Source organism: Amycolatopsis sp. NPDC021455, from assembly GCF_040640995.1.
Taxonomy (GTDB): domain Bacteria; phylum Actinomycetota; class Actinomycetes; order Mycobacteriales; family Pseudonocardiaceae; genus Amycolatopsis.
In genome coordinates this window covers 28,948-54,758 of the sequence record NZ_JBFACT010000061.1, presented here as the reverse complement: position 1 = coordinate 54,758, position 25,811 = coordinate 28,948, and the positions used below count along the sequence as shown (strand labels likewise).

Here is a 25,811-nt window from a genome sequence, read left to right as displayed (position 1 = left end):
GCGCCTCCCCCCCCCCCCGCCGCGCACCCCCCCCGGTTCTACACCCCCCCCCAGGGGGGGGGGGGGGGGGGCCCCCCCCCCCCCCCCGCCACATTGGGTGCGTTGAACGCACCCAACGCCACATTGGGGTGTTCGGGGCCGGATGATCACAGGCGGTAGGCAAATGATCGCGCGTGCAACTCGTGAGTAAACGTTTGTGTTACGTAGCGTGCCTTTCCTATGGCGCATTCCTGTCCGCCGGGTACGGTCTGGCGGTCGACCCGGCAGTAGGGCCGGGTCGTGCCCTTGACCATCCGCTGGATCAGCGGGGAGGGAGACACACGTTGCGTCGCATGCGTGGAACCGCGCTGGCCGCCGCGGCCATGGCCGGGGTGCTCACCCTGGCCGGGTGCGCCAAGGACTCGAGCGGTGGCAGCAGCAACAACAGCGCCGCGCCTTCGTCGGGTGGCTCGGACTGCGTCACCGCGCAGAAGCCGCCCGCGGCGCCCGCCGCGTCGAGCAGCACGGCCGCTGCCGGCGGCAAGGTGGACGGCAGCAAGCTGAAGATCGGCCTGGCCTTCGACGTCGGCGGCCGGGGTGACGCGTCGTTCAACGACGCCGCCGCCGCGGGCACCGACAAGGCGAAGAGCGAGCTCGGCGTCACGACGGTCAACGAGAGCACCGCCAGCGCCAGCGAGGCCGAGTCGGCCAAGCAGCAGCGCCTCGACCAGATGGCCTCCTCGGGCCTGAACCCGATCGTCGCGGTCGGCTTCGCCTACGCCGACTCCGTCAAGGCCGTCGCCGCGAAGTACCCGAACACCAAGTTCGCGATCGTCGACGACGACTCGATCCAGCTGCCGAACGTGACGCCGCTGGTGTTCGCCGAGGAGCAGGGCTCGTTCCTGGCAGGCGTCGCCGCCGCGTACAAGAGCAAGAGCTGCCACATCGGCTTCATCGGCGGTGTCAACACCCCGCTGATCCAGAAGTTCGAGGCCGGCTACCTGCAGGGCGCGAAGACGGTTTCGTCCAAGATCAAGATCGAGGACGAGTACCTCACCCCGGCCGGTGACTTCTCCGGGTTCCAGGACCCGCCGAAGGGCAACGCGAAGGCCGCGGCCGAGATCGCCAAGGGCGCGGACGTGATCTACCACGCCGCGGGCGCCTCGGGTAAGGGTGTCTTCGACGCCGCGAAGGCGGGCAACGCGCTGGCCATCGGCGTCGACTCCGACCAGTACAACCAGAAGACCGTCGCCGCCGACAAGGACATCATCATCACGTCCATGCTCAAGCGCGTCGACGTCGCGGTGTTCGACTACATCCAGGCCGTCGCGAAGGGCGACCTGAGCGTCCTGCCGAAGCGGTTCGACCTCAAGGTCGACGGCGTCGGCTACGCCACCTCGGGCGGCAAGATCGACGACATCAAGGACGTCCTCGACGGGTACAAGGCCCAGATCATCTCGGGCCAGATCACCGTTTCGGACAAGCCGCAGAAGTAGCTCACAACGTGTCCGGGGCTCGGAGGAATTCTCCTCCGGGCCCCTCACGCGTTCCAGAGATATGGAATTCTCCCGCCCATGAGCACAGCCGAGGCCCCGGCCGAGGCCGTCCCCGACCGGGGCGCCCCCGCCGTCCAGCTGACCGGGATCACCAAGCGCTTTCCCGGCGTGGTGGCCAACTCCGACGTCAACCTCACCGTCGCCGCCGGCGAGGTGCACGCCATCTGTGGCGAGAACGGCGCCGGCAAGTCCACCCTGATGAAGATCCTCTACGGCATGCAACCGCCGGACGAGGGCACCATCGCGATCAACGGCGAAGAGGTGAAGCTGCGCAACCCGCAGGACGCCATCCGCGCCGGCATCGGCATGGTGCACCAGCACTTCATGCTCGCCGACAACCTCACCGTCGGCGAGAACGTCTTCCTCGGCGCCGAGGGCCTGCACGGCATCGGCCGCGCCGCCCGCGCCCGGCTGGCCGAGCTCGCCGAGCGGACCGGCCTGCACGCCAAGCCGGAGACGCTGCTGGAGGAGCTCGGTGTCGCCGACCGCCAGCGGGTCGAGATCGTCAAGGTGCTCTACCGCGGGGCGAAGATCATCATCCTGGACGAGCCGACCGCGGTGCTCGTGCCGCAGGAGGTCGACGCGCTCTTCCGCACCGTCCGGGAGATGAAGGCCGACGGCTACACCTTCCTCTTCATCTCCCACAAGCTCGACGAGGTCCGCGCGATCGCCGACACCGTCACGGTGATCCGCCGCGGCACCACCGTCGGCACCGCCGACCCGAAGACCATCACCTCGCGCCAGCTCGCCGAGATGATGGTCGGCTCGGAGCTGCCCAGCCCGGAGACCCGCGAGTCCACGGTCACCGACCGGGACGTGCTGCGGCTGACCGGGCTGACGCTGGGCGCCGAGGGCTCGGACCGCAACGCGCTCGACGACGTCTCCTTCACCGTGCACGCGGGCGAAGTGCTCGGTATCGCCGGCGTCGAAGGCAACGGCCAGACCGAACTGGTCGAGACCATCATGGGCATGCGCAAGCCGTCCGGCGGCACCATCGAGCTGGTCGACGCGGACGGCAAGGCACGGGACATCACGAAGGCGGGCACGCTGGCGCGCCGCGAAGCCGGCATCGGCTACATCGCCGAGGACCGCACCCGGCACAGCCTGCTGCTCACGCAACCGTTGTGGGTCAACCGGATGCTCGGGTACCAGACCCGCGAGCCGGTCTCGAAAGGACAGTTGCTCGACATCGCGGGCGCCCGCGCGGACACCGAGCGGATCGTGCGCGACTACGACGTCCGCACGCCCGGCATCGACGTCCCGGCCGCGGCCCTCTCGGGCGGCAACCAGCAGAAGCTGATCGTCGGGCGCGAGCTGTCGGGCGATCCGGTGCTGCTCATCGCGTCGCACCCCACGCGCGGCGTCGACGTCGGCGCGCAGGCGCTGATCTGGGAGAACATCCGCCAGGCCCGTGCCGCCGGCCTCGCCGTGCTGCTGATCTCCGCCGACCTCGACGAGCTGATCGGCCTGTCGGACACGATCCGCGTCATGCTGCGCGGGCGGCTCGTCAGCGAGGCCGACCCCGCCACCGTGACGCCGCAGGAACTGGGCTCGGCGATGACCGGCGCCGGAGAGGGTGACGAAGAATGACCTCCTGGCGCACGAAACTGCTGCCGCCGCTGCTGGCGATCGTCTTCGCCGTGCTGTTGTCGGCGATCGCGCTGATCATCTCCGGGGCCGACCCGCTGCAGGCGTACGGCACGATGATCGGCCAGATGTTCAAGGGCTCGACCGCCGTCGACACCGTGAACCTCGCGACCGTGTACTACCTGTCCGGGCTCGCGGTCGCCATCGGCTTCCAGATGAACCTGTTCAACATCGGTGTCGAAGGCCAGTACCGCTTCGCCGCCGTCGTCGCCGCCATCGCGGGCGGCGCGATGAAGCTGCCGCCGGTGATCCACGTGCTCGCGATCCTGCTCGTCGCGATCGTGGCGGGCATGGCCTACGCGGCGATCCCGGCGATCCTCAAGGTCACCCGCGGGGTCAGCGAGGTCATCTCGACGATCATGCTCAACGCGATCGTCGCCGGCATCATCGCCTTCCTCATCAACGCCGACCAGTTCGGCGTGCAGCGGGGCAACAACATCGGCACCCGCGTGATCGAGCCGTCGGGCCGGATCCCCGGCATCCCGCTCGGCTCGGGCACGCTCTTCGGGTTCGTGTTCATCGCCGCGATCGTCGGCGGGGCCTACTGGTTCATGCTCAACCGCACGCGGTTCGGCTTCGAGCTGAAGGCGTCCGGCGAGTCCACCACCGCGGCCGCCGCGGGCGGCGTCAACGCCAAGCGGATGACGCTGATCGCGATGCTGCTCTCGGGTGCGGTGGCCGGCCTGGTCGCCATGCCGGAGCTGCTGGGCCGCGACTACAGCTACGGCATCACCGCGACCCAGATGTACGGCTTCACCGGCATCGCGGTCGCGCTGCTCGGCCGCAACCACCCCGGCGGCATCGCGCTCGGCGCGCTGCTGTGGGCGTTCCTCGACACCTCCGCGGTGTCGCTGGAGCAGATCAACGTGTCCAAGGAGATCGCGACGATCATGCAGGGCATCATCGTGCTGTCGGTCGTCGTGGCGTACGAGATCGTGCGGCGCGCCGAACTTCGCTCGCAGCAACATCGTGTCGGGCGGGCGCTCGCCGGCAACGGCCGCAAGGGCGCTTCGGTCGCCGAAGGGGGTGCGGTGTGATCACCGACGTGGCTCCCGAATCCGGCTCGACCATGCCGGTTCAGCGCAAGCGGGGCCGGATCCCCGGCTGGCTGCGCGGCGTGATCTGGGCCGTGGTCGCCATCGCCGTCATCTCGACGGCGTCCTACTCGACCGGCGTCGCCGCGCTGACGTCGTCGAACACCGCGCAGACGGCGTTGCGCCTGGCGCTGCCGATCCTGTTGTGCGCGCTGGGCGGCCTCTGGGCCGAACGCGCGGGCGTGGTCAACATCGGTCTCGAGGGCATGATGATCCTCGGGACCTGGGGCGCCGCCTGGGGTTCGTACAACGGCGGCGTGTGGGCCGGCCTGCTCGCCGCGATCGCGTTCGGTGCCCTGGGCGGCCTGCTGCACGCGGTGGCGACGGTGACGTTCAACGTCAACCACATCGTCTCCGGCGTCGCGATCAACCTGCTCGGCCTGGGCGTCACGAAGTACCTGGCCAACCTGATCTTCGCGCCGATCTCCGGCAACCCGCGGCAGTCGCCGGTGGTGCCGAAGTTCGACACGTACTCGGCGACGTTCCTCTCGGACTGGCTGGGCGACCTGGAGAAGCAGCAGCGCGTCGGCATCTCCGACGTCGCCGGCATCCTGCGCGGCCTGGTCACCGAGGTGGCGCCGCTGACGATGATCGCGATCATCCTGGTGCCGGTGAGCTTCTGGGTGCTGTGGCGGACCCGGTTCGGCCTGCGGCTGCGGTCGTGCGGCGAGAACCCGGTGGCCGCCGAGTCGCTCGGCGTGAACGTCTACCTGCACAAGTACGTCGCCGTCGTCATCTCCGGCGCGTTCGCCGGCATGGGTGGCGCGTCGCTGGTGCTGCTGCGCGGCGGCGCGGACTACCTGGAGAACCAGACGAACGGCCGCGGGTACATCGGTCTCGCGGCGATGATCTTCGGCAACTGGCGGCCGGGCGGCCTGCTCGGCGGCGCGGCGCTGTTCGGCTACGCGGACGGCCTGCAGCTGGCCGGTGGCGGTGAAGCGGTGCTCGCGCTGCTGTACGGCGCGGTGATCCTGGTCGCCGTGATCGTCGTCGTGCAGCTGTTCCGCCGGCAGTGGATCGCGGCCGGGCTCGGCGTCGTCGGCGCGGGCGTGCTGTACGCGATCTACTGGGCCAACGACACGCTGCCGTCGGACCTGATCCCGTACACCGCGCACTTCGTGACGCTGATCGTGCTGGCGGTGGCTTCGCAGCGGCTGCGGCCGCCGAAGGCCGACGGCCAGCCGTACCGACGGGGTGAAGACTGATGTCCACTGTGTCCTCCGTGGACTGGGACGCGCTGCGCGCTCAAGCCATCGAAGCGGCTTCCCATGCGTACGCGCCTTATTCGGGTCTGCACGTGGGTGTCGCCGGGATCGTCGACGACGGCCGGGTCGTGACCGGGTGCAACGTCGAAAACGCTTCCTACGGGCTCGGGCTGTGCGCGGAGTGCACGATGGCCGGGCAGTTGCGACTGTCCGGCGGTGGCCGGCTGGTCGCCGTCGCCTGCCGTTCCGGTGCCGGTGACCTGCTGATGCCGTGCGGGCGCTGCCGGCAGATCCTGTTCGAGCTGGGCGGTTCGGCGTGCCTGGTGGACACCCCGCGCGGGGTGCTGCCGATGTCGGATGTCCTGCCGGACGCGTTCGGTCCGGACGACCTGCCGTGAGCGCGTTCGCGGCGGTCGACGTCATCCGGACCAAGCGGGACGGCGGCACGCTTTCCGACGAGCAGATCGACTGGGTCGTCGACGCGTACACCCGCGGTGTCGTGGCCGAGGAGCAGATGTCCGCGCTGGCCATGGCGATCTTCCTGCGGGGGATGACCCCGGCCGAGATCTCCCGCTGGACGCACGCGATGATCGCCTCCGGCGAGCGGTTGTCTTTGGACGTCTCGCGGCCGACGGTCGACAAGCACTCGACGGGCGGGGTCGGCGACAAGATCACGCTGCCGCTGGCGCCGCTGGTGGCCGCGTGCGGGGCGGCGGTGCCGCAGCTGTCCGGCCGCGGGCTCGGGCACACGGGCGGGACGCTGGACAAGCTGGAGTCGATCCCGGGCTGGCGGGCGTCACTGTCCACTTCGGAGATTCTTCGGCAGCTCGAAGACGTCGGCGCGGTGGTCTGCGCGGCGACGTCCGGGCTGGCGCCGGCGGACAAGAAGCTGTACGCGCTCCGGGACGTCACGTCGACGGTGGAGTCGATCCCGCTGATCGCCAGCTCGATCATGAGCAAGAAGATCGCGGAGGGCGCGTCCGGTTTGGTGCTGGACGTGAAGTTCGGGTCGGGCGCGTTCATGAAGTCCCTCGACCAGGCCCGTGCGCTCGCTACGACGTTGACCTCGATCGGCGCGGACCACGGCGTCCCGACGACGGCGTTGCTGACCGACATGAACGTCCCGCTGGGGCGGGCGGTCGGCAACGCGGTGGAGGTCGCGGAGTCGGTTTCGGTGCTCCAGGGTGGCGGTCCCGCGGATGTGGTGTCGCTGACCCTCGCTCTGGCGCGGGAGATGCTCGCTCTGGCCGGCATCTCGGCCGACCCGGCGGCGGTGCTGGCGTCGGGCGAGGCGTACGAGGTGTGGTGCCGGATGATCTCGGCCCAGGGCGGCGACCCTTCGGCGCCGCTGCCCACGCCCTCGCACGTCCACGTGGTCTCGGCGCCTTCATCGGGCGTGCTGGCCTCGCTGGACGCGTACGCGGTGGGCGTCGCGGCCTGGCGGCTGGGCGCGGGCCGGGCCCGCAAGGAGGACCCGGTCCAGGCGGCGGCGGGCATCCTGTGCCTGGCCAAGCCCGGAGACACGGTATCCGAGGGCGAGCCCCTCCTGGAGCTGCACACGGACACACCCGACGCGGTCCCGGCAGCCCTGGCCGCCCTCGACGGCGGCTTCACGATCGCTTCGTCGGCCCCTGAGCCGGGCCCGATCGTCGTGGAGACCATCCGCAGCTAGCGGGCATGTGACGTGCATCGCGAAGATGATCACCCGTCCGAGTGATCTTTGCGGGTCGCTTCCCGGGGTGATCGGAGCCGAGCCGTCCGGAACTGTCGGTGGTGCTCGGTAAGCTGGAAGACGGGGGCCGGAGGCCCGCCCCTCGTCTTCTCCAGGCATGAAGAGGCCCCCGCCGGAACCCGGCGGGGGCCTTCTCGTCCGGTCTTACTCCGAGGCTTCTTCGGAGCCTTCGCCTGCCTTGGCCTTGGCGTCGGCCGGCTTGGGGGCGCGGCCGTTGCGGGAGCTGCGGCGCGGCTGGCGCGGGGCCGGCGGGGGCGGGGCGATCTGCTGCACCGCCGGGCCGCCGCCGAGCATCAGCTCCGCGAACGTCGCCATCGCCTCGTCGAGCTGGCCGCCGATGCGGCGGACGCTCTCGTCGTTGCTCTTGCGGACCAGCGTGTCCACCGAGTCGGTGTCCGGCTGCTTCGACAGCGTGCCCTCGACCTTCGACAGCCCCGCCTTCAGCGCGCCGTCGAGGTCGCCGAGGCCGGAGAGGAAGCCGTCCTCGACCTTGTCGAGGCGGGAGGCCAGGTCGTCGAGGCGGGAGGTGACCGTTTCGAGCCGGTTGCCCAGGTTCTCCAGCCGGTCGGACGCGTCGATCATCTCGCCCGTCTCGGTCAGCGCGACCTTGAGCGCCTCGGTGTTCGCGTCGATCCGCTCGTGCGTGGTGCGGCCGAGCTCGCCGACGCGCTCCTGCGTGACGCGGCTCAGCTCGTCGACCTTGCCGCGGAGCTCGTGGTCCGTGGTGTCGACGCGCTCGCGCAGCGTCGCCTCGGCCTGCTCGATCCGCTCGCGGACCGGGCCGTGCACCGACTGCGGCAGCGACTCGAGCTTCGCGTCCTGCTTGTCGAGGTGCCCGCCCAGCTCGTCGAGCCGGCGGTGGATGTTCTGGAGCTTGTCCTCGAGCCCGTCCATCCGCCCGGCGACACCCTCGAAGCGCGCGGCGACGCCGTCGAGGCGGCCGTCGAGCTGCGCGAAGGGTTTGGCGAGCTTGTCCGGCAGGGCCTCGATCGCGCGGGTCAGCGCCGCGAGGACGTTGTCCTGCGCCTCGAGGCGGGACATCGCCTCGTCGAGGCGTTCGGCCAGGACGCTGACCTCGGTGCGGTCGGGCATCTCGGACAGCCGCTTGCGCACGGCGCCCAGCGAGTCCACCGGCGCGAGGCGGGCGTAGATGTCGTCCAGCGCGTCGAAGATCTGCTGCTGCTCGCTCTCACGCACTTCGGCCGCGCGCACCAGCATGTTGCGCATCCGGTCGAAGGACGGGGCGGCAATGTGGTTGTCAGTGGTCACTGCTGTGTGTCCTTCGTCGGCGGGGAAATGGAGGGACGTGCCACGAAGCTTATCGATTGCAAAAATTGCTGTCTGTATGGCCCCCGTGAAGAGGCTATTGCGGAGGCAGCCCCCGGATGGCCGATTCGGGACATGATCCTCAACGCTGAGGGTTAGCCCGAGCCTGAGAGTTACGGCCATGTAGGGGAATGACAACGAGGTTACCGTTGGGGGATGCCTGACGAAAGCCCTGTTCTGCCCACCGAGACACTCCGCCGCGCACCCAAGGTGCTGCTGCACGACCACCTCGACGGCGGCCTCCGCCCGGCGACCGTCGCCGAGCTGGCCGACGCCACCGGATACGCCGGTCTGCCCACCACCGATCCGGCCGAGCTGGGCAGCTGGTTCCGCCGTGCGGCCGACTCCGGCTCACTCGTTTCCTACCTGGAGACCTTCGCGCACACCTGCGGGGTGATGCAGACGGAGGAAGCCCTGGTCAGGGTCGCCGCGGAGGCGGTCGAGGACCTGGCCGCCGACGGCGTCGTCTACGCCGAGGTGCGCTACGCCCCGGAGTTGTTCGTCGAACGCGGACTGTCACTCGATGCGGTGGTCGAGGCCGTCCAGGCGGGGTTCACGGAGGGCACACGGCGGGTGGCCGCGAACGGTGGCGGCATCCGGGTCGGGACGTTGCTCTGCGCGATGCGCCAGCACGCCCGCGCGCTCGAGATCGCCAACCTCGCCGTCCGCTACCGCGACGCCGGCGTCGCCGGGTTCGACATCGCCGGACCCGAGGACGGATTCCCGCCGACCCGCAATCTCGACGCGTTCGAATATCTGCGTCAGAACAATGCGCATTTCACCATTCATGCCGGGGAAGCGTTCGGTTTGCCGTCCATTTGGGAGGCCATTCAGCACTGCGGCGCGGAGCGGCTCGGGCACGGCGTCCGCATCGTCGAGGACATCAAGACCGACGCGGACGGCACGGTCCACCTTGGACGGTTGGCCGCGTACGTCCGCGACCGCCGCATCCCCCTGGAGATCTGCCCGACGTCGAACGTCCAAACAGGCACGGTCCGCTCGATCGCCGAGCACCCCATCGGCCTGCTCGAGCGGCTGCGCTTCCGGGTGACCGTGAACACGGACAACCGGCTGATGAGCGGATGCACGATGACCAGCGAATTCGCCGCGCTGCACGAGGCGTTCGGCTATGGTCTCGACGACTTCCGCTGGTTCACGATCAACGCGATGAAATCCGCGTTCATCGATTTCGACGCCCGGATCGCGCTGATCGACGACGTCATCAAGCCCGGGTACGCCGCCCTCGCCTGACCTTCCCCGCTTCGGACCGCAACGTGCTTGCGGTCCTTAGCTGTGCCAACTATTGTTCACTATATAGGAAGTTGTTCTCATTATTTGAGACGGTGACGAAGATGGCGCAGGTCGCGAGCGGTCAGCTTCAGGCAAATCCACGGCGTTGGCTCATCCTCGCGCTCGGCCTCGCCGCGCAGACCGCGAGCTGCTCGTTCCTCTACGGCCTCCCGTTCCTGGTCCCGGCGATGCGCGCGGCCGAGGGGCTGACGCTGGCGGAGGCCGGCACGGTCGTCGCGGCGCCGAGCATCGGGCTGTTGTTCACCCTGATCGTGTGGGGCGCGGCTGCGGACCGTTACGGAGAGCGCGTCATCATGGCCCTCGGCCTGGGGCTTTCGGGGTTACTCCTGGTGTACGCCGGGGTGGGAACTCACCCGGTCGGGCTCCTCTTTGGGGTGTTTTTGGCGGCCGGCGCCTGTACAGCTTCGGTGAACGCGGCGAGCGGTCGCGTCGTGATGGGCTGGTTCGCGAAGTCCGAGCGCGGCGTCGCGATGGGGATCCGCCAGACGGCCCAGCCGCTCGGCGTGGGCGTCGCCGCGCTGGGCCTGCCGCCGCTGGCCGCGCACTACGGATTCCGGGCGGCGGTCCTGCTGCCGGCCGGGCTCGCGATCGTCGTCGCGCTGCTGGTGACGTGGCTGGTGACGGACCCGCCGCGCCCGCCTCGCTCGGTTATCGGGGAGAGGCCGCCCTCGCCGTACCGGCACGCGGCGCTGTGGCGGGTGCACGGGGCGAGCGCGCTGCTGGTGGTGCCGCAGTTCGCGGTGTCGGCGTTCGCGCCGGTGTACCTGGTCGCGGTGCAGCACTGGAGCCCCCTGACGGCGGGCTGGTACCTGGCGGTGGTCCAGGTCCTGGGCGCCCTGGGGCGGCTGGGGTCGGGCTGGTGGTCGGACCGCGCGGGCAGCCGTCTTCGCCCGATGCGGGTTTTGGCGGTGCTGAGCTGCTTGGTCATGCTCCTGGTCGCGCTGGGGGACGCGTCCTGGCCGTGGCTGGTCCTGCTGGCTTTGGCGCTGGGAGGGATCATCACGGTGGCCGACAACGGCCTGGGCTTCACGGCGTCGGCGGAGCTGGCGGGCCTGGCGTGGTCCGGACGGGCGATGGGCACGCAGAACACAGGCCAGAACATCGCGGCCTCGCTCACGCCACCGCTCCTGGGCCTGGTGATCGGCGACAGCAGGTACGCACTCGCCTTCTGCGTGGCGGCGATCTTCCCGGCCCTGGCGGTGGCGGTGGTCCCGGTCCGCGCCGAACACCCGGAGCCGTGATGCCGTGTCGTCCCTCCGATCACGCGAGTCGACCTTCGAATCACGCGAGTCGACCGTTCAGTCACGCGGGCCTGGACTTGGAGGGTCGACACGCGTGATTGAGGGGTCGACACGCGTGTCTGGGAGGACGACACGACGAAGGCCGCCTCCCCGACCACGGGAGGCGGCCTTCGAAGGTGAGACTCAGGCGACCGTCAGGCGGTTCTCGAAAGTTTCGACGAGCTTGCGCCACGCGCTCTGCTCCGCGTCGAACGGCGCCGACGGCTCCAGGCGCGACGGGTCCGGGCGCAGCACGAACGACACCAGCCAGCCCAGGCTCTCGTTGCCCGCCAGGGCCGTCTCGGCCGAGTCGTCGCCCGCCCAGTCCGCCGCGTCCGTGATCAGCTCGACCGCCAGCTCCAGCTGCGTCGGGTCGATCGCCTCCGGGCCCTCCGCGATGTCCGCGTCCAGGCCCGTCAGCACGTACGTGTTCTCCGGGTCGACCTCGATCTCGAGCTCACCCGCCGTCGCCTTCGCCAGGACCTCGTCCCACGTGGACACGTCGGCGAGGTCCGTGTCGGCCAGGTCCTTGCCGTCGGCCAGGGCGCGGGCGAGCGCGCCCGACGACGTGAACACGTCGATCTCGCCCTCGCTGCCGAGGAACACCGGCGCGTCGTCGAGGTAGCAGCGCAGCGTGTAGTACTCCGCGCCGGACGTGATGATCTTGATCGGGTCGATGCCGACCTCGGCCCAGAAGCCGACCGGACCCTCTTCTTCGTCCTCGGAGTCGTCATCGTCCGACGAGATCACCTCGAGGTCCTCTTCGCCTTCGGCGCCGGCCTCGGCCTCCGCGGACTCCTCGTGGAACGCCGCCAGCTCCTCGGCGGTCTGCTCCAGCACCTTCTCGTCGACCTCCGGCTGGGTCACCAGGCCGTCGATCGCGTCGAGGATGGTGTCCCACTTCTGCGACACCGTCTCGGACAGGTCGTTCCACACCTGCACGCCGACGCTCCCGGTGAACGGCAGCGTGCCCTGGTCGAGCAGCGAGAAGCCCTCGGTCGAGTCGAGGATCTCGTGGACCTCTTCGAGGTCGCAGACGTCGGCGAGCGAGCGCACGATGCCGACGATCTCGGCCAGCTCCGCGATGTGCCAGACGTCGGGCTCCTCGGCGACGAGCTCCGGCACGCCGACGAGGTCGTACGTGTGGTCCTCGTCCGGGATCAGCTCCGGCACGTTCAGCGAGGGCACGGCGTCCCACGCCGGGTGGTCGAGCAGGTCGTGCCGCTCGGACGTCCGGACGAAGGCGGCCAGGTGGGCCGCGTCCGGGAAGGCGTACAGGTCGTCCTCGTCGCCGAGGAACGCTTCCCACTCCTCGCCGTCTTCCCGCCAGCGCGGCGCCCACAGGGTGACGACGTCGCCCTGCGGCAGGCCGAGTTCGATCGGGATGATGTCCTGTGCCATTCCTAAGCCCTCCGGAGTACCGCCCGTGTGCGCGCGGGACCGGAAGTATCACCCGGTCGACGCGCGGTACCGCGAAGCCTACGGGTTTCCCACTCGCGATGCGATCGCCCCTGCCGACTTTGCGACGAGCGGATGGCACGATGGACGCCTGATGACTCTCACAGACCTCCTGCCTGCGGATCCCGACCCCGATGCCCTCTTCGAAGCGTTCACGACCTGGACGGCCGAACGGGGCATCGAGCTGTACCCGGCGCAGGAGGAGGCGGTGATGGAGGTCGTCTCCGGATCGAACGTCATCCTTTCGACGCCGACCGGCTCCGGGAAGAGCCTCGTCGCCGTCGGCGCGCACTTCACCGCGCTCGCCCAGGGCCGCCGCAGCTACTACACCGCGCCCATCAAGGCCCTCGTGTCGGAGAAGTTCTTCCAGCTCATCGACATCTTCGGCGCGGACAACGTCGGGATGATGACCGGCGACTCGAGCGTCAACCCGGACGCCCCGATCATCTGCTGCACGGCGGAAATCCTGGCGAACATCGCGTTGCGGTTCGGTGCCGAGGCCCCGGTCGGGCAGGTCGTGGCCGACGAGTTCCACTTCTACTCCGAGCCCGACCGCGGCTGGGCGTGGCAGGTGCCGCTGCTCGAACTGCCGAAGGCGCAGTTCGTCCTCATGTCGGCGACCCTGGGCGACGTGTCCTTCTTCGAGAAGGACCTCACCCGCCGCACCGGCAAGCCGACCGCGGTCGTCACGTCGGCGCAGCGCCCGGTCCCGCTGACCTTCCGGTACGCGCTGACGCCGCTGCACGAGACCATGTCCGAGCTGCTCAACGGCGGCCAGGCGCCCGTCTACGTCGTGCACTTCTCGCAGGCCGCGGCCATCGAGCGCGCGCAGACGCTGATGAGCATCAACGTCACGTCGAAGGCGGAGAAGGAGGCCATCGCGGAGCTGATCGGCGACTTCCGGTTCTCCGCCGGCTTCGGCAAGACGCTCTCGCGGCTGGTCCGCCACGGCATCGGCGTCCACCACGCCGGCATGCTGCCGAAGTACCGCCGGCTGGTCGAGACCCTGGCCCAGTCCGGCCTGCTCAAGGTGATCTGCGGGACCGACACCCTCGGCGTCGGCATCAACGTGCCGATCCGGACGGTCGTCTTCTCCGCGCTGACCAAGTACGACGGCGTCCGCCAGCGGCACCTCAAGGCGCGCGAGTTCCACCAGATCGCCGGCCGGGCCGGACGCGCGGGCTACGACACCGACGGCTACGTCGTCGTGCAGGCGCCCGACCACGTCGTCGAGAACGCCAAGGCCCTCGAGAAGGCGGGCGACGACCCGAAGAAGAAAAAGAAGATCGTCCGGAAGAAGGCGCCGGAGGGGTTCGTCAACTGGACCGAGAGCACGTTCGACCGGCTCATCGCGGCCGACCCCGAGCCGCTGACGTCCAGCTTCAAGGTCACGCACTCGATGCTGCTGAACGTGATTTCGCGGCCGGGCAACGCCTTCGACTCGATGCGCCACCTCCTCGAGGACAACCACGAGGACCGCGCGTCGCAGCGCAAGCTCATCCTGCGCGCCATCGCGATCTACCGCGCGCTGCTCGCCGCCGGCGTCGTCGAACGACTGTCCGAACCGGACGAACAGGGCCGGATCATCCGGCTCACCGTCGACCTGCAGTTCGACTTCGCGCTCAACCAGCCGCTTTCGCCGTTCGCGCTGGCCGCGATCGAGTTGCTGGACATGGAGTCGCCGTCGTACCCGCTCGACGTCGTGTCCATTGTGGAATCTACTGTGGACGACCCGCGGCCGGTGCTCTCGCAGCAGCAGTTCAAGGCGCGCGGCGAGGCCGTGAACGCGATGAAGGCCGAGGGCATCGAGTACGACGAGCGGATGGAGCTGCTCGAGAACGTCACGTACCCGAAGCCTCTGGAAGAGCTGCTGAACAACGCCTACCGCAGCTACCGGCAGGGCCACCCGTGGGTCGCGGACTACGAGCTGTCGCCGAAGTCCGTCGTGCGCGACATGTACGAGCGCGCGATGAACTTCGTCGAGTACATCGGCTTCTACCAGCTGGCCCGGTCGGAAGGCCTGGTGCTGCGCTACCTCGCCGACGTCTACGACGCGCTGCGCCACACGGTCCCGGACGAGGCCAAGACCGAGCCGCTGCAGGACCTGATCGAGTGGCTCGGCGAACTCGTCCGGCAGGTCGACTCGAGTCTGCTGGACGAGTGGGAGGCGCTGCGCCACCCCACCGAGGAAGGCCCGCCGTCGCACCGGCCGCCGGAGCTGCCGCCCGCGGTCACGCGCAACGAGCGCGCGTTCCGCGTCCTGGTCCGCAACGAGCTGTTCCGCCGGGTCGAGCTGTTCGCACGGCGGGCGTGGGCGGTGCTGGGCGAGCTGGACGCGGCGTCGGGCTGGGACGCCGAAGCGTGGGAAGACGCCATCGAGGACTACTTCGAGGAGTACGACACGCTCGGCACCGGCCCGGACGCACGCGGCCCGGCGCTGCTGATGATCGAGCAGCAGCCGGACGTGTGGAAGGTGCGGCAGATCTTCGACGACCCGGCGGGCGACCACGACTGGGGCATCAGCGCCGAGGTCGACCTGGCGGCGTCGGACGAGGCCGGGATGGCGGTGGTCCGGGTGACCGAGGTGGGCGCGCACTGACCGCCGGGTTGCGCTCAACGGCGCAGTCCGGCGGCGTGGTTTCGGGTTAGCGTGGAGGCTTCGCGACCTGGGAGGGACCATGGGGAACGTCAAGCGTGTGCTGGCCGGAATCTTCTTCGCCGCGGCGGTGGTCGTGGCCGTCGCTCCGGCCGCGTCGGCTGCATCGATGGTGGAGTACGCGCTGCTGGCGAGCCCCAACGCCACCGCCATCGAATACGGCCTCTGAGGCTCAGCTCACCGGCGTCAGGATCGCCTGGGCGTCTTCGCCGGCGAACCACAGCCCGATGGCGAACGCCGCGGTCGCCTCCAGCAGGGCCGCGCGGTCGAGGCCGCCCGCGTGAACCGGCTTTGCGCCGATGTCCCGGACCAGGGTGCTCACCGCTTCGAGCGCCGCCGGGTCGTCGCCGCACAGCGGGACCGACAGCGGGCGGCCGTCGAACACCGGGGGCGTCATCCGCCAGACGTCCACGTGGGCCAGGTTGAAGGCCTTCACCACGGCGGCTTCCGTGGTGATCCGCGACGCCACCGGGGTGCCCGTCAGGCCCGGGTCGTTGGTGCAGTCCACCAGGACCTTCCCGGCGAGCGGACCCGCGTTGGCGAGCACCTCGCCGATGGCTCCGGCGGGGACGGCCAGGAGCAGCACGTCGGCGAAAACGGCCGTCTCGCGCCAGGTTCCGGTGGCCGCGCCGAGCCGCGCGGCCAGGGCGCCCGGGTCGGACCGGCCGCTCACCATCAGTTCTTGGCCGGCGCGCGCCCACTGCGTGCCGAGCGCGTCCGCCATCCCGCCCGTGCCGAAGATCCCGATCCGCATGCTTCCTCCTTGTGCTTGGCTGTACCAGCACGACGGTAGGAACCCGGGAAGGAACCGAACGGTAACCATGGACTTCCTCGCGGATTGCCGGACGCGGCTCGCGTTCGACCTGGTCGCCAACACGTGGAACCCGGTGGTGGTGTGGGCCCTCCGCAACGGCCCCCGCCGGCACGGCGAACTGCGTCGCCTGATCGGCGGGATCAGTGCGAAGGTGCTCACGGAAACCGTGCGGCGCCTGGAGTTCGACGGCCTCATCGAACGCCGCGAAGGCGGGTACGCGCTCACACCGTTGGGGACGACGCTGCTGGAGCCGATCGAGGGCTTCGGGCGCTGGGCCGCCGAACACGGCGACGACGTCGTCGCCGCTCAAAGCCGAGCAGCACGATCAGCATGATCAGCTCCACCGCCGGCAGCGGGTAGCCGAGCGCGAGCCCGGCCGCGACATCCACGGCGGGGGCGCCGATTCCCGCCACGAACAGCCAGGTCGGCGCGGTCGGCGGCTTCGCGGCGGGGGACCACGGCGTCTTCTTGCCCGGCTTGGCGACCGAAAGCCACGCCTGGAAGGCCAGCGCGCTCGCCATCAGCGACGTGCCCACGGGCTGCGACCACGGCACGACACCGGTCGCCGCGGACTCCCGCAGCGCGGAGGAGAGCAGGAAGATCCCCGCGTAGAGCTGGACGAACGTCAGGACGAACTTGGTCAGCACCCACCAGTGCCGGAAGTAGCCCCACGCCGTGGCTCCGGCGAGGAGCAGGCCGGTGAAGGCGGAGACGTTCGCCATCGGTGCGAGCAGCGTGGAGTCGAGCCGGTCGGCCGCCGAGGGCGAGCCCGACACCAGTAACACGAGCAGGGCGAGCGCCTGGCTCATCCAGGCCACGGAGGACACGACGTGCAGCCAGACGACGGCCTGGCGCCAGCGGGGAGAAGTCTTTGCGGTCATGGGATCCAGGCTCGCCGAGCGGAGGCCCGGGGACATCGGGCGCGCCCCGGGTTTAGCCCCGGAGCCGCGCGACGCAGGACTGCACCCGGCGAAGTACGAAACCGCGAGCGGGGTACTTCCGGGGGAGTATCAGCGTGGCGGGTTCTTCGCCGCCAGCGCCAGCAACGGGACTGCTGCGGCGGCGTCGGTGATCAGCGTCGAGACCATGCCGGACCTCAATACCGCGTCCACCGCTGCCGCCTTCGGGCGGCTGTAGCCCAACGCGATCACCTCCGGGACCGCCATCAGCTCCTCGTGGCTGATCGCCAGGACGTGGTGGGCCAAGCCGGTCGACAAAGCGTTGCCCGAAGCGTCGAACAGCCGGGCCGCGACCTCCGCGGTCGCTCCTCGGGCCGCGATCGCCGCGCGCTCGGTCTCGTCCAGCGCGTCGTACACCGTCGACTCGCCCGCTTGCCACGAGCCGATGCTGACGACCGCCTTCGTCAGGTTGCGGAACTGGCCGAACGTCTCCGCGATCCCCGGCTGCCGCCGCAACGTCTCCGTCGTGCGCCGGTCCGGCAGCACCAGCGGGCCGAAGATCGGGTACGCGTCGCCGCCGGACACCGACGTCACGCGGCTGACCGTCTCGACTGACCGCCCGCGCATGTCCATCCCGGCCTGCACCCCGCACAGCTGGACGATCGGGCACCGCGGCAGCGACCGGACCGCCTCCGCCATCGCGTTCACCGACCGCGCCCACGACAGCCCGATGACGTCCGACGGGACGGCGATCTCCTCCAGCAGCCGCGCCGCCAGCGCCCCGATCTTCGCCCGGACGACCTCCTTCGGCTCCCGCTCGGTTGAGCGTTCGAGCACCAGGGCGCGCTGCAGGCCGTACGCCGAGCGCACCTCGTCCGAAAGCGCCAGGTCGACCGGCGCGGGCAGCGAGAACTCCACCCTGACCAGGCCGGACTCCATGGCCGTGTCGAGCATCCGCGCCACCTTGAACCGGCTGACGCCGAACTCGCCGGCGATCTCCAGTTTGGAGCGTCCCTGCACGTAGAAGCGCCGGGCGACGGTGGCGAGCAGCATCGCTTCGGTGAGCGAAGCGCCCTTACGAGAAGCGCTCATCTGAGCATAATAACGCGAAATCCAGCCGAAAGGTTGACGTAATGCCGACGTCAGACCTGTAATGCCTTCACATGTTCTCGACGCGATAGGTCAATGTTGCTCATATGAGCGGCGAGGAAGGGGTAGGCATGCGTGCCGCCATCGTCGACCGGCCCGGTGAGATCAGGGTCGGCGAGGTGCCCGATCCGAAACCCGGGGAACGTCAGGTCGTCGTCAAGGTCGGAGCGTGCGGCATCTGCGGCACCGACCTGCACATCGCGGACGGGCACTTCCCGCCCACGCCGTACCCCATCGTCCCCGGCCACGAGTTCGCCGGGGAGATCGTCGAGCTCGGCGCGGACGTGCCGGGCGAGTGGAAGATCGGCGACCGCGTGGCCGTCGACCCGTCGCTGTTCTGCGGCTACTGCGGCCCGTGCCGCGCCGGCCACGGCAACCTCTGCGCGAACTGGGGCGCCACCGGCGACACCGTCAACGGCGCCTTCGCCGAGTACGTCGCCGTCCCGTCGTCCACCTGCTACCGCATGCCGGACGCGATGACCTGGGAACAGGGCGCGCTGGTCGAGCCGGTTTCCTGCGCGGTGCACGGCGTCCGCCGCGTCGGCGTCGAGGCGGGCGAACGGTTCCTCGTCGTCGGCGCCGGGACCATGGGCCTGATCATGCAGCAGCTGCTGCAGCGCGCGGGCGCGCACGTCACCGTGGTCGACCGCAACGAAGCCCGCCTGCCCCGCGCGAAGAGCCTCGGAGCCGTCGCCACAGCGGCCGATACCGAAGACCTCGACGACGAGAAGTTCGACGTCGCCGTCGACTGCACCGGCGCCGCGCCCGCCATCGAAGCCGCCTTCGACGCGATCCGGCGCGGCGGACGGCTGCTCGTCTTCGGCGTCGCCCCGGCCGAAGCCCGCGTCGCGCTTTCGCCGTTCCGGATCTACAACGACGAAATCACCGTCGTCGGCTCGATGGCCGTGCTGCACAGCTTCGGCGCCGCCCTCGACCTCGTCGCGAGCGGCGCGATCGACACGGACGCGCTGCTCACGGACACCCTGCCGCTGGAGCAGTACCCCGAGGCGCTGGCCAAGATGCGCAGCGGCGCGGGCCTCAAGGTGCAAGTCCTCCCCGGAGGTGGCCGTGCGTAAGCTCCTGACCCTCCTCGCCACGACGTCGCTGCTGGTCACGGGCTGTGCGGGCGCCGGTTCGATCGGCACCGGCGGCAGCACGCTCGTCATCGCCATCGTGTCCAACCCGCAGATGAAGGACGCGATCTCGCTCGCGCCGGAGTTCGAGAAGGCCACCGGCATAAACCTGAAGTTCGTGTCCCTGCCGGAAAACCAGGCCCGCGCGAAGATCACCGCGTCGACCGCCACCGAGGGCGGCGAGTTCGACGTCGTCATGATCAGCAACTACGAGGCCCCGCAGTGGGCGGCCAACGGCTGGCTCGAGAACCTCGAGCCGCACATGGCGGCCACCCCGGGCTACGACGAAGCCGACTTCATCCCCAGCATCAAGACGTCGCTGTCGTACCGGAACCAGATGTACGCGGTGCCCTTCTACGGCGAGTCGTCGTTCCTGGCCTACCGCAAGGACCTCTTCGCCAAGGCCGGGATCACCATGCCGGCCAAGCCGACCTGGCAGCAGATCGCGGACTTCGCCGCGAAGCTCGACGACAAGGCCGCCGGCGTCGCGGGTATCTGCCTGCGCGGCAAGCCCGGCTGGGGCGAGAGCCTCGCGCCGTTCACGACCGTGGCCAACACCTTCGGCGCGCAGTGGTTCGACAAGGACTGGAACGCCAAGCTGACGTCGCCCGAGTTCACCGAGGCTGCGAACTTCTACGTCAACCTGATCCGGCAGCACGGCGAAGTCGGCGCCTCCAGTGCCGGGTTCTCCGAGTGCGGCACGCGGTACACGCAGGGCAACGCGGCGATGTGGTACGACGCGACGGTCATGGCGGGCACCAACGAGGACCCGTCCAGCAGCAAGATCGTCGGCAAGTCCGGCTACGCGCCCGCGCCGGTCGTCAAGACCCAGGCCAGTGGCTGGCTCTACACCTGGGCCCTGGGCATCCCGAAGGTGGCCAAGGACAAGGACGCGGCCTGGAAGTTCATGGCCTGGATGACCGACAAGGCGTACGTGCAGAAGGTCGGCCACACCTACGGCTGGAACCGCGTCCCGCCGGGCGTCCGGCAGTCGACGTACGCGATCCCCGAGTACGCCGACGCGGCGAAGGCCTACGCGAAGCCGACGCTGGACGGCATCGCGGACGCGAACCAGCAGAAGGTCATGGCGAACCCGGTGCCCTACCCCGGCATCCAGTTCGTCGGCATCCCCGAGTTCCAGGACCTGGGCACCCGGGTGAGCCAGCAGCTGTCGGCCGCGATCGCCGGCCGCGAATCCGTCGAAGACGCGCTGAAGCAGTCCCAGGACTACGCGCAAACCGTGGGTGACTCGTACAAGGCGGTGCAGTGATGTCCACGCTCTCCGTATCCACGCCGGCGTCCCGAACCCAGGCGAAGACCGAGGAGAAACGCGGCCTGAGCACCGCGGCCAAGCGGCGGCTGCCGCTGCTGCCCGCGCTCATCTTCGTCATCGCGGTGACGCAGCTGCCGTTCCTGCTCACCGTGTTCTACTCGTTCCAGTCGTGGAACCTGGTCCGGCCGGGCTCGCGGCACTTCGTCGGCCTGCAGAACTACGTCGACGTCTTCAGCGACACGACGTTCCTGGTCGCACTGCTCAACACGGTGCTGCTGACCGTGGTGTGCGTGTTCGTCGCGCTGCTGCTCGGCCTCGGCCTGGCCATCCTGCTCGACCGCAAGTTCCTCGGCCGCGGCATCGTCCGGACGCTGCTGATCACGCCGTTCCTGATCCTGCCGGCGGCCGGCGCGCTGCTGTGGAAGACGACGATGTTCGACCCGACCTACGGGCTGCTGCACTTCGTCTTCGGCACCGACGTCGACTGGCTCTCGGAGTTCCCGCTGGCGTCGGTGATGGCCCAGATCGTGTGGCAGTGGACGCCGTTCATGATGCTGCTGATCCTGGCGGGCCTGCAGAGCCAGGCCAAGGACGTCCTCGAAGCGGCCAATGTGGACGGTGCCGGCCGGTGGCGGACGTTCGTCTCCATCACGCTGCCGCACCTGTCCCGGTTCCTGCAGCTGGCGACGCTGCTGGGCGCGATCTACATCGTGAACAGCTTCGACGCCATCTTCCTGATGACCCAGGGCGGCCCGGGCACGGCGAGCACGAACCTGCCGTACTACATCTACCAGCGCGCGTTCGAAGGCTTCGACGTCGGCCAGTCGTCGGCGATGGGCGTGATCGTGGTGATCCTGACGATGATCGTGGCGACCTTCGCGCTGCGGCTGATGTTCCGCACCTTCTCCGTGAGCGGAGGCATCAAGTGACCACCGTGGCTCCCCGCAAGAAGCAGTACGGCAAGGGGTCGCTGACCGTCGCGACCTGGGTGATCGCGATCCTGTTCGTCTTCCCGCTGCTGTGGATGATCCTCACGGCGTTCAAGCAGGAGGCGGACGCCTACACCGACCCGCCGAAGCTGTTCTTCACCCCGACGTTCGAGCAGCTCGGCAACGTCCTGGGCGGCGGGTTCCTGCCGTACCTGTCGAACTCGGCGTTCGTCACGATCCTCTCGACGCTGCTGGTGCTGCTCTTCGGCGTCCCGGCGGCGTACGCGCTGTCGCTGGCGCCGGTCAAGGGCACGTCGAACGCGCTCGGGTTCTTCCTGTCGACGAAGATGCTGCCGATCGTGGCGGCGATCATCCCGCTGTACGTGATCTCGCAGAACACCGAACTGCTCGACACGGTGTGGGCGCTGGTCATCCTGTACACGTCGATGAACCTGCCGCTGGCCATCTGGATGATGCGGTCGTTCTTCCTCGAGGTGCCGCACGAGATGATCGAGGCGGGCCGCATCGACGGCGCCAACCTGCCGACGCTGCTGCGCAAGATCATCATGCCGGTGGTCGCGCCCGGGATCGCGGCGACGGCGCTGATCTGCGTGATCTTCTCCTGGACGGAGTTCTTCTACGCGGTCAACCTGACCGCGGCCCGCGCCGGCACGGTCCCGGTGTTCCTGGTCGGGTTCATCACGAGCGAGGGCCTGTACTGGGCGCAGCTGTCGGCGGCGGCGCTGCTGGCGTCGCTGCCGGTGATGATCGTCGGCTGGATCGCCCAGAACCACCTGGTCCGCGGCCTCTCGATGGGCGCGGTCAAGTAAGTCCGTGAAGGCCTCCTTCCCGGCCATAAGAGCCGGGAAGGAGGCCTTCACGGACTTGGGGCTACTCCTGCAGGGAGAGGGCCTGGCTGGGGCAGACGTGCACCGCTTCGCGGGCCTTCTCGACCAGCTCGCCCTCCGGCTGGTCGTTCAGCACGATGACCGTGCCGTCGTCCTCGCTCTGGTCGAACAGGGCGGGCTCGGTGAGCACGCACTGACCGGCGCCGACGCACTTGCCGGTGTCCGCGATGATCTTCATGGTCCTTCTCTCCTGTGGTGGGATGGCAGTTCGTTCTCTACCAGGTCACCGGCAGCCGGTACAGGCCGTAGATGTTCGCGTCGTCCTTGAACGGCAGGTCGTCCACCGAAGTGGCCAATTCCAGAGAAGGCACCCGCCGGAACAGCGTGTCGAAGACGATCTGCAGTTCCATCCGGGCCAGGTTCTGGCCGAGGCACTGGTGCGGGCCGAAGCCGAAGGCGACGTGGTGGCGCGCGCCGCGGTCGATGTCCAGCTCGTCCGGGTTCTCGAACACCCGCGGGTCGCGGTTGGCCGAGTACCCCAGGGCCAGCACGCCCTCGCCGGCGCGGATCAGCTGCCCGCCGACCTCGACGTCCTCGACGCACAGCCGCGCGGTGGCCGCGTCGACGATCGTGAAGTACCGCAGCATCTCCTCGACGGCGTCGAGCGTCTTGCCCGGGTCGGCCCGGATCGCCGCGAGCTGCTCCGGGTTGCGCAGGAACGCCACGGTGGACAGCGAGATCATGTTCGCCGTCGTCTCGTGCCCGGCCACCAGCAGCAGGAACCCGGTCGCGGCCAGCGACGCCCGCCGGTAGGTGCCCTCTTCGCGCAGCTTGACGATCTGCCGGCCGAGCAGGTCGTCCGGCGGGTTGTCCTCCTTCCCCGCGATGAGGTCGCCCATGTACCCGCGCACGGCTTCGACCGCGGCCCGCCGTTCCTGCGGGGGCGTGTCGCGGTTGATCAGCTTCGCCGTGTGGGTCTGGAAGAAGTCGTGGTCGGCGTACGGCACGCCGAGCATCTCGCAGATGACCAGCGACGGCACCGGCAGCGCCAGCGTCTCGACCAGGTCACCCGGCTTCGGGCCGGCCAGCAGCGCGTCGATCTGCCCGTCGACGATCTCCTGGATCCGCGGCCGCAGCGCCTCCATCCGGCGCACGGTGAACTCGCCGAGCACGGCCTTGCGGGCGGGCCCGTGCTCGGGCGCGTCCATGGTGATCATGGTCCGCTCGTCGTCCGGCCGCCGGAACCCCGGCACCAGCTGCGGGAAGTCCGGGTGCTGCCGGTCGGCGCTGAACCGCCGGTCGTTCAGCACCGTCCGGACGTCCTCGTGCCTGCTGACCACCCACGCCTGCCTGCCGTCGGGCAGCCCGACGCGGGTGATCGGGTCCTTCTCCCGGATCTCCTCGTACGCCGCGGGCGGCGCGAACGGGCAGGTGCGGGTCATCGGGAACTCGTGGACCGCGGTCATGACGTCTCCCTCACCAGGTCACGGGCAGGCAGTAGAGGCCGAAGATCGACGAGTCGTGCTTGAACGGCAGCTGGTCCACCGGCGCGGCCAGCTTGAGCTCCGGGATGCGGCGGAAGAGCGTGTCGAAGACGATCTGCAGTTCCATCCGGGCCAGGTTCTGGCCGAGGCACTGGTGCGGGCCGAAGCCGAAGGCGACGTGGTGCCGGGCGCCCCGCTCGAGGTCGAGCTCGTCGGGGTTCTCGAACGCGGTCGCGTCGCGGTTGCCGGAGTAGCTCAGGCCGAGCACGCCCTCGCCTTCGCGGATCAGCTGCCCGCCGAGCTCGACGTCCTCGGTGGCGACGCGCGAGGTCGCGAACTCGGCGATGGTGAAGTACCGCAGCAGCTCCTCGACGGCGTCGAGGGTCTTGCCCGGGTCGTTCTTGATGATCGCGAGCTGGTCCGGGTTCTCCAGCAGCGCGACGGTGCCCAGGGAAATCATGTTCGCCGTCGTCTCGTGGCCGGCGAGGAGCAGCAGGAAGGCGAGCGAGACGAGCTCGTCGTGCTGGACGTCGCCGTGCTCCTCGCGCTGCTTGAGGATCTGGCGGCCGAGCAGGTCGTCGGTCGGGTTCGCCTCCTTCGCGGTGACCAGCTCGTCGAGGTAGTTCTGCAGCTCTTCCACGGCCTGCATCCGCGCTTCCTGCGACACCTCCCGGTTCAGCAGGGTGGAGCTGCGCGTCTGGAAGAAGTCGTGTTCGGCGTACGGGACGCCGAGCTGCTCGCAGATGACCAGCGACGGCACCGGCAAGGACAGCGCCGAGACCAGGTCCGCGGGCTTCGGGCCGGCCAGGATCGCGTCGATGTGCTCGTCGACGATCTGCTGGATCCGCGGCTGCAGGGCCTTCATGCGCTTGACGGTGAACTCGCCGACGACCTCGCGGCGGGCGGCGCCGTGCTCCGGCGGGTCCAGGTTGATCAGCGACGCGGTGAAACGGCGGCGCTGCGGACGTCCCTCCCTGGTCAGGATCGGGAAGCCGGGGTTGAACCGGTCGGAGCTGAACCGCGGGTCGTTCAGCACGGTCCGGACGTCCTCGAGCCGCGTCACGGCCCAGGCCTCCTGACCGGACTGCAGCGTCACGCGGTGGACCGGGCCCGCTTCGCGCAGCTTCTCGTAGGCGGGCGGCGGCGCGAACGGGCAGCTGCGCTCGAGCGGGAAGACGGCGTCGGCGGTGGCCGGCTCGGCTACTTCGGTCATTTCGGACCCCCTGAAATCGGACAGAAAGTATGCGGAGGATTACATTCCGGTTCTCTGATCCAACGTACCGAAGCGGAAGGACATCGTCCACTAGCTAACGGGTGACGGAGTGCGGATCCGCTCGGTGGCCGTCTGACCATGCGAGAATCAGCGCGACCAGCGGAAGGCGAACGGCAATGACGGCAGACCCCGAGACCACCCTGCGGGCGGACGCGCGCCGCAACCGCGACCAGATCCTGGCCGCCGCGAGGAGCATCTTCGCCGTCTCCGGTCCCGAGGTGCCGATGGAGGAGATCGCTCGCGCGGCCGGCGTCGGCGTCGGCACGCTCTACCGGCGGTTCCCGGACCGGGACGCGCTGGTCCGCGCCGTCGCGATGGACAACTTCGAGCGTGTGCTGGTCGAAGCCCGCGCGATCGCCGCCGAGGAGGCGTCGCCGTGGCGCGCGCTGCAGCGGCTGCTGCGGCAGTCGGTGGCGCTGCAGCTGAGCGTGCAGCTGGCCATGGTGTCGCACCGGGCGCTGGTGATCCTCAAGAACGACCCGGAGGTCCGCCGGCTGCGCGACGAGATCCTGGCGGTCCTCGACGGCTTCGTCGACGGTGCGCAGGCCGAGGGCAAGCTCCGCGAAGACGTCGGCGCCGGCGACATCGCGATCCTGTTCGCGACGCTGCTGCGTCAGATGCGCGCGAAGTCGCCGGAGGTCGCCGAGATGGCGGCGCGCCGGTGCGTCGGCATCATGATCGACGGCTTGGGTGCGCGGCCGGGCAGCGAGCTGCCGGGTCGTCCGATCACTTCTCACGACCTCGACCCGGACTGAGTTCGCGCTT

Annotated in this window: 24 protein-coding genes; 16 read left to right on the top strand and 8 right to left on the bottom strand. The window is 69.6% G+C overall.

All coding sequences use genetic code 11. The features are described from left to right. The first annotated feature begins 332 nt into the window (after positions 1–332). The 6 genes from AB0G28_RS39280 (at position 333) to AB0G28_RS39255 (ending at position 7,153) form a co-directional block, all read left to right on the top strand. A complete protein-coding gene (locus AB0G28_RS39280) occupies positions 333–1,475 on the top strand; it encodes a BMP family ABC transporter substrate-binding protein (protein ID WP_361101703.1) in 1,143 nt (380 codons plus the stop codon). A gap of 78 nt (positions 1,476–1,553) precedes the next feature. Then, on the top strand, positions 1,554–3,125 hold the full coding sequence (locus tag AB0G28_RS39275) for an ABC transporter ATP-binding protein (protein WP_361101700.1): 1,572 nt from the start codon (positions 1,554–1,556) through the stop codon (positions 3,123–3,125). Next, positions 3,122–4,219 carry an ABC transporter permease gene (locus AB0G28_RS39270; RefSeq protein WP_361101697.1) on the top strand — a complete coding sequence of 366 codons (1,098 nt, stop codon included), beginning with the start codon at positions 3,122–3,124 and terminating at the stop codon, positions 4,217–4,219. Before AB0G28_RS39275 ends, AB0G28_RS39270 begins: the two co-directional genes overlap by 4 nt. 32 nt (positions 4,220–4,251) lie before the next feature. Further along, positions 4,252–5,481, top strand: a complete 1,230-nt coding sequence (locus AB0G28_RS39265; RefSeq protein WP_361101722.1) for an ABC transporter permease — start codon at positions 4,252–4,254, stop codon at positions 5,479–5,481. A gap of 8 nt (positions 5,482–5,489) precedes the next feature. Then, the gene (locus AB0G28_RS39260) at positions 5,490–5,879 is read left to right on the top strand and encodes a cytidine deaminase (protein ID WP_361101719.1); all 390 of its coding nucleotides are present in this window, start codon (positions 5,490–5,492) and stop codon (positions 5,877–5,879) included. After that, the gene (locus AB0G28_RS39255; RefSeq protein WP_361101694.1) at positions 5,876–7,153 is read left to right on the top strand and encodes a thymidine phosphorylase; all 1,278 of its coding nucleotides are present in this window, start codon (positions 5,876–5,878) and stop codon (positions 7,151–7,153) included. The genes AB0G28_RS39260 and AB0G28_RS39255 overlap by 4 nt, the downstream gene beginning before the upstream one ends. Before the next feature lie 204 nt (positions 7,154–7,357). Here AB0G28_RS39255 and AB0G28_RS39250 read toward each other — a convergent pair whose 3' ends face one another. Next, positions 7,358–8,482, bottom strand: coding sequence for a PA containing protein (locus AB0G28_RS39250; RefSeq protein WP_361101691.1), 1,125 nt, complete (start codon positions 8,480–8,482; stop codon positions 7,358–7,360). Positions 8,483–8,695: 213 nt separating this feature from the next. Between AB0G28_RS39250 and AB0G28_RS39245 the strand changes: the two genes are divergently transcribed. Together AB0G28_RS39245 and AB0G28_RS39240 are read left to right on the top strand one after the other, a co-directional pair. Further along, positions 8,696–9,790 (top strand): adenosine deaminase, encoded by a 1,095-nt coding sequence (locus tag AB0G28_RS39245; protein ID WP_361101688.1) that lies wholly within the window; start codon positions 8,696–8,698, stop codon positions 9,788–9,790. Positions 9,791–9,891: 101 nt separating this feature from the next. Continuing rightward, the gene (locus tag AB0G28_RS39240; RefSeq protein WP_361101715.1) at positions 9,892–11,091 is read left to right on the top strand and encodes an MFS transporter; all 1,200 of its coding nucleotides are present in this window, start codon (positions 9,892–9,894) and stop codon (positions 11,089–11,091) included. Between the two features lie 183 nt (positions 11,092–11,274). Here the strand turns inward: AB0G28_RS39240 and AB0G28_RS39235 are convergent, their stop codons facing one another. Further along, a complete protein-coding gene (locus AB0G28_RS39235) occupies positions 11,275–12,531 on the bottom strand; it encodes a primosomal protein (protein ID WP_361101685.1) in 1,257 nt (418 codons plus the stop codon). A gap of 151 nt (positions 12,532–12,682) precedes the next feature. On the opposite strand from AB0G28_RS39235, the gene AB0G28_RS39230 reads away from it, so the two are divergent. Then, on the top strand, positions 12,683–15,187 hold the full coding sequence (locus tag AB0G28_RS39230) for a DUF3516 domain-containing protein (RefSeq protein WP_361101682.1): 2,505 nt from the start codon (positions 12,683–12,685) through the stop codon (positions 15,185–15,187). Between the two features lie 79 nt (positions 15,188–15,266). After that, entirely contained in the window at positions 15,267–15,413 is a 147-nt protein-coding gene (locus AB0G28_RS39225) for a hypothetical protein (protein ID WP_361101679.1), read from the top strand. 3 nt (positions 15,414–15,416) lie between these two features. On the opposite strand, the gene AB0G28_RS39220 is transcribed toward AB0G28_RS39225, so the two are convergent. Further along, on the bottom strand, positions 15,417–15,998 hold the full coding sequence (locus tag AB0G28_RS39220) for an NAD(P)-binding domain-containing protein (protein ID WP_361101676.1): 582 nt from the start codon (positions 15,996–15,998) through the stop codon (positions 15,417–15,419). Between the two features lie 67 nt (positions 15,999–16,065). Between AB0G28_RS39220 and AB0G28_RS39215 the strand changes: the two genes are divergently transcribed. Then, positions 16,066–16,392, top strand: coding sequence for a helix-turn-helix domain-containing protein (locus AB0G28_RS39215; protein WP_361101672.1), 327 nt, complete (start codon positions 16,066–16,068; stop codon positions 16,390–16,392). Here AB0G28_RS39215 and AB0G28_RS39210 read toward each other — a convergent pair. Together AB0G28_RS39210 and AB0G28_RS39205 are read right to left on the bottom strand one after the other, a co-directional pair. Further along, a complete protein-coding gene (locus tag AB0G28_RS39210; protein ID WP_361101669.1) occupies positions 16,280–16,939 on the bottom strand; it encodes a hypothetical protein in 660 nt (219 codons plus the stop codon). The two genes, AB0G28_RS39215 and AB0G28_RS39210, sit on opposite strands and share 113 nt — an antisense overlap. Positions 16,940–17,068: 129 nt before the next feature. Further along, positions 17,069–18,049 (bottom strand): sugar-binding domain-containing protein, encoded by a 981-nt coding sequence (locus AB0G28_RS39205; RefSeq protein WP_361101666.1) that lies wholly within the window; start codon positions 18,047–18,049, stop codon positions 17,069–17,071. Between the two features lie 128 nt (positions 18,050–18,177). Here AB0G28_RS39205 and AB0G28_RS39200 point away from each other — a divergent pair, with 128 nt between their 5' ends. The 4 genes from AB0G28_RS39200 to AB0G28_RS39185 are packed head-to-tail and all read left to right on the top strand — an operon-like array spanning position 18,178 to position 22,271. After that, positions 18,178–19,182: a zinc-dependent alcohol dehydrogenase family protein gene (locus AB0G28_RS39200; protein ID WP_361101663.1), complete on the top strand. Its 1,005-nt coding sequence runs from the start codon at positions 18,178–18,180 to the stop codon at positions 19,180–19,182. After that, positions 19,169–20,509: a sugar ABC transporter substrate-binding protein gene (locus AB0G28_RS39195; RefSeq protein WP_361101660.1), complete on the top strand. Its 1,341-nt coding sequence runs from the start codon at positions 19,169–19,171 to the stop codon at positions 20,507–20,509. Before AB0G28_RS39200 ends, AB0G28_RS39195 begins: the two co-directional genes overlap by 14 nt. Beyond that, on the top strand, positions 20,509–21,441 hold the full coding sequence (locus AB0G28_RS39190) for a sugar ABC transporter permease (RefSeq protein ID WP_361101657.1): 933 nt from the start codon (positions 20,509–20,511) through the stop codon (positions 21,439–21,441). Before AB0G28_RS39195 ends, AB0G28_RS39190 begins: the two co-directional genes overlap by 1 nt. After that, positions 21,438–22,271 carry a carbohydrate ABC transporter permease gene (locus AB0G28_RS39185; RefSeq protein WP_361101654.1) on the top strand — a complete coding sequence of 278 codons (834 nt, stop codon included), beginning with the start codon at positions 21,438–21,440 and terminating at the stop codon, positions 22,269–22,271. Before AB0G28_RS39190 ends, AB0G28_RS39185 begins: the two co-directional genes overlap by 4 nt. 61 nt (positions 22,272–22,332) lie before the next feature. Here the strand turns inward: AB0G28_RS39185 and AB0G28_RS39180 are convergent, their stop codons facing one another. The 3 genes from AB0G28_RS39180 to AB0G28_RS39170 are packed head-to-tail and all read right to left on the bottom strand — an operon-like array spanning position 22,333 to position 24,986. Further along, positions 22,333–22,527: a ferredoxin gene (locus AB0G28_RS39180; protein WP_020643387.1), complete on the bottom strand. Its 195-nt coding sequence runs from the start codon at positions 22,525–22,527 to the stop codon at positions 22,333–22,335. A gap of 37 nt (positions 22,528–22,564) precedes the next feature. Beyond that, positions 22,565–23,755, bottom strand: a complete 1,191-nt coding sequence (locus tag AB0G28_RS39175) for a cytochrome P450 (protein ID WP_361101651.1) — start codon at positions 23,753–23,755, stop codon at positions 22,565–22,567. A 10-nt stretch (positions 23,756–23,765) separates the two neighbouring features. Continuing rightward, positions 23,766–24,986 (bottom strand): cytochrome P450, encoded by a 1,221-nt coding sequence (locus AB0G28_RS39170; RefSeq protein ID WP_361101648.1) that lies wholly within the window; start codon positions 24,984–24,986, stop codon positions 23,766–23,768. Between the two features lie 176 nt (positions 24,987–25,162). Here AB0G28_RS39170 and AB0G28_RS39165 point away from each other — a divergent pair, with 176 nt between their 5' ends. After that, positions 25,163–25,801 carry a helix-turn-helix domain-containing protein gene (locus AB0G28_RS39165; protein ID WP_361101645.1) on the top strand — a complete coding sequence of 213 codons (639 nt, stop codon included), beginning with the start codon at positions 25,163–25,165 and terminating at the stop codon, positions 25,799–25,801. The last annotated feature ends 10 nt before the right edge of the window (positions 25,802–25,811 follow it).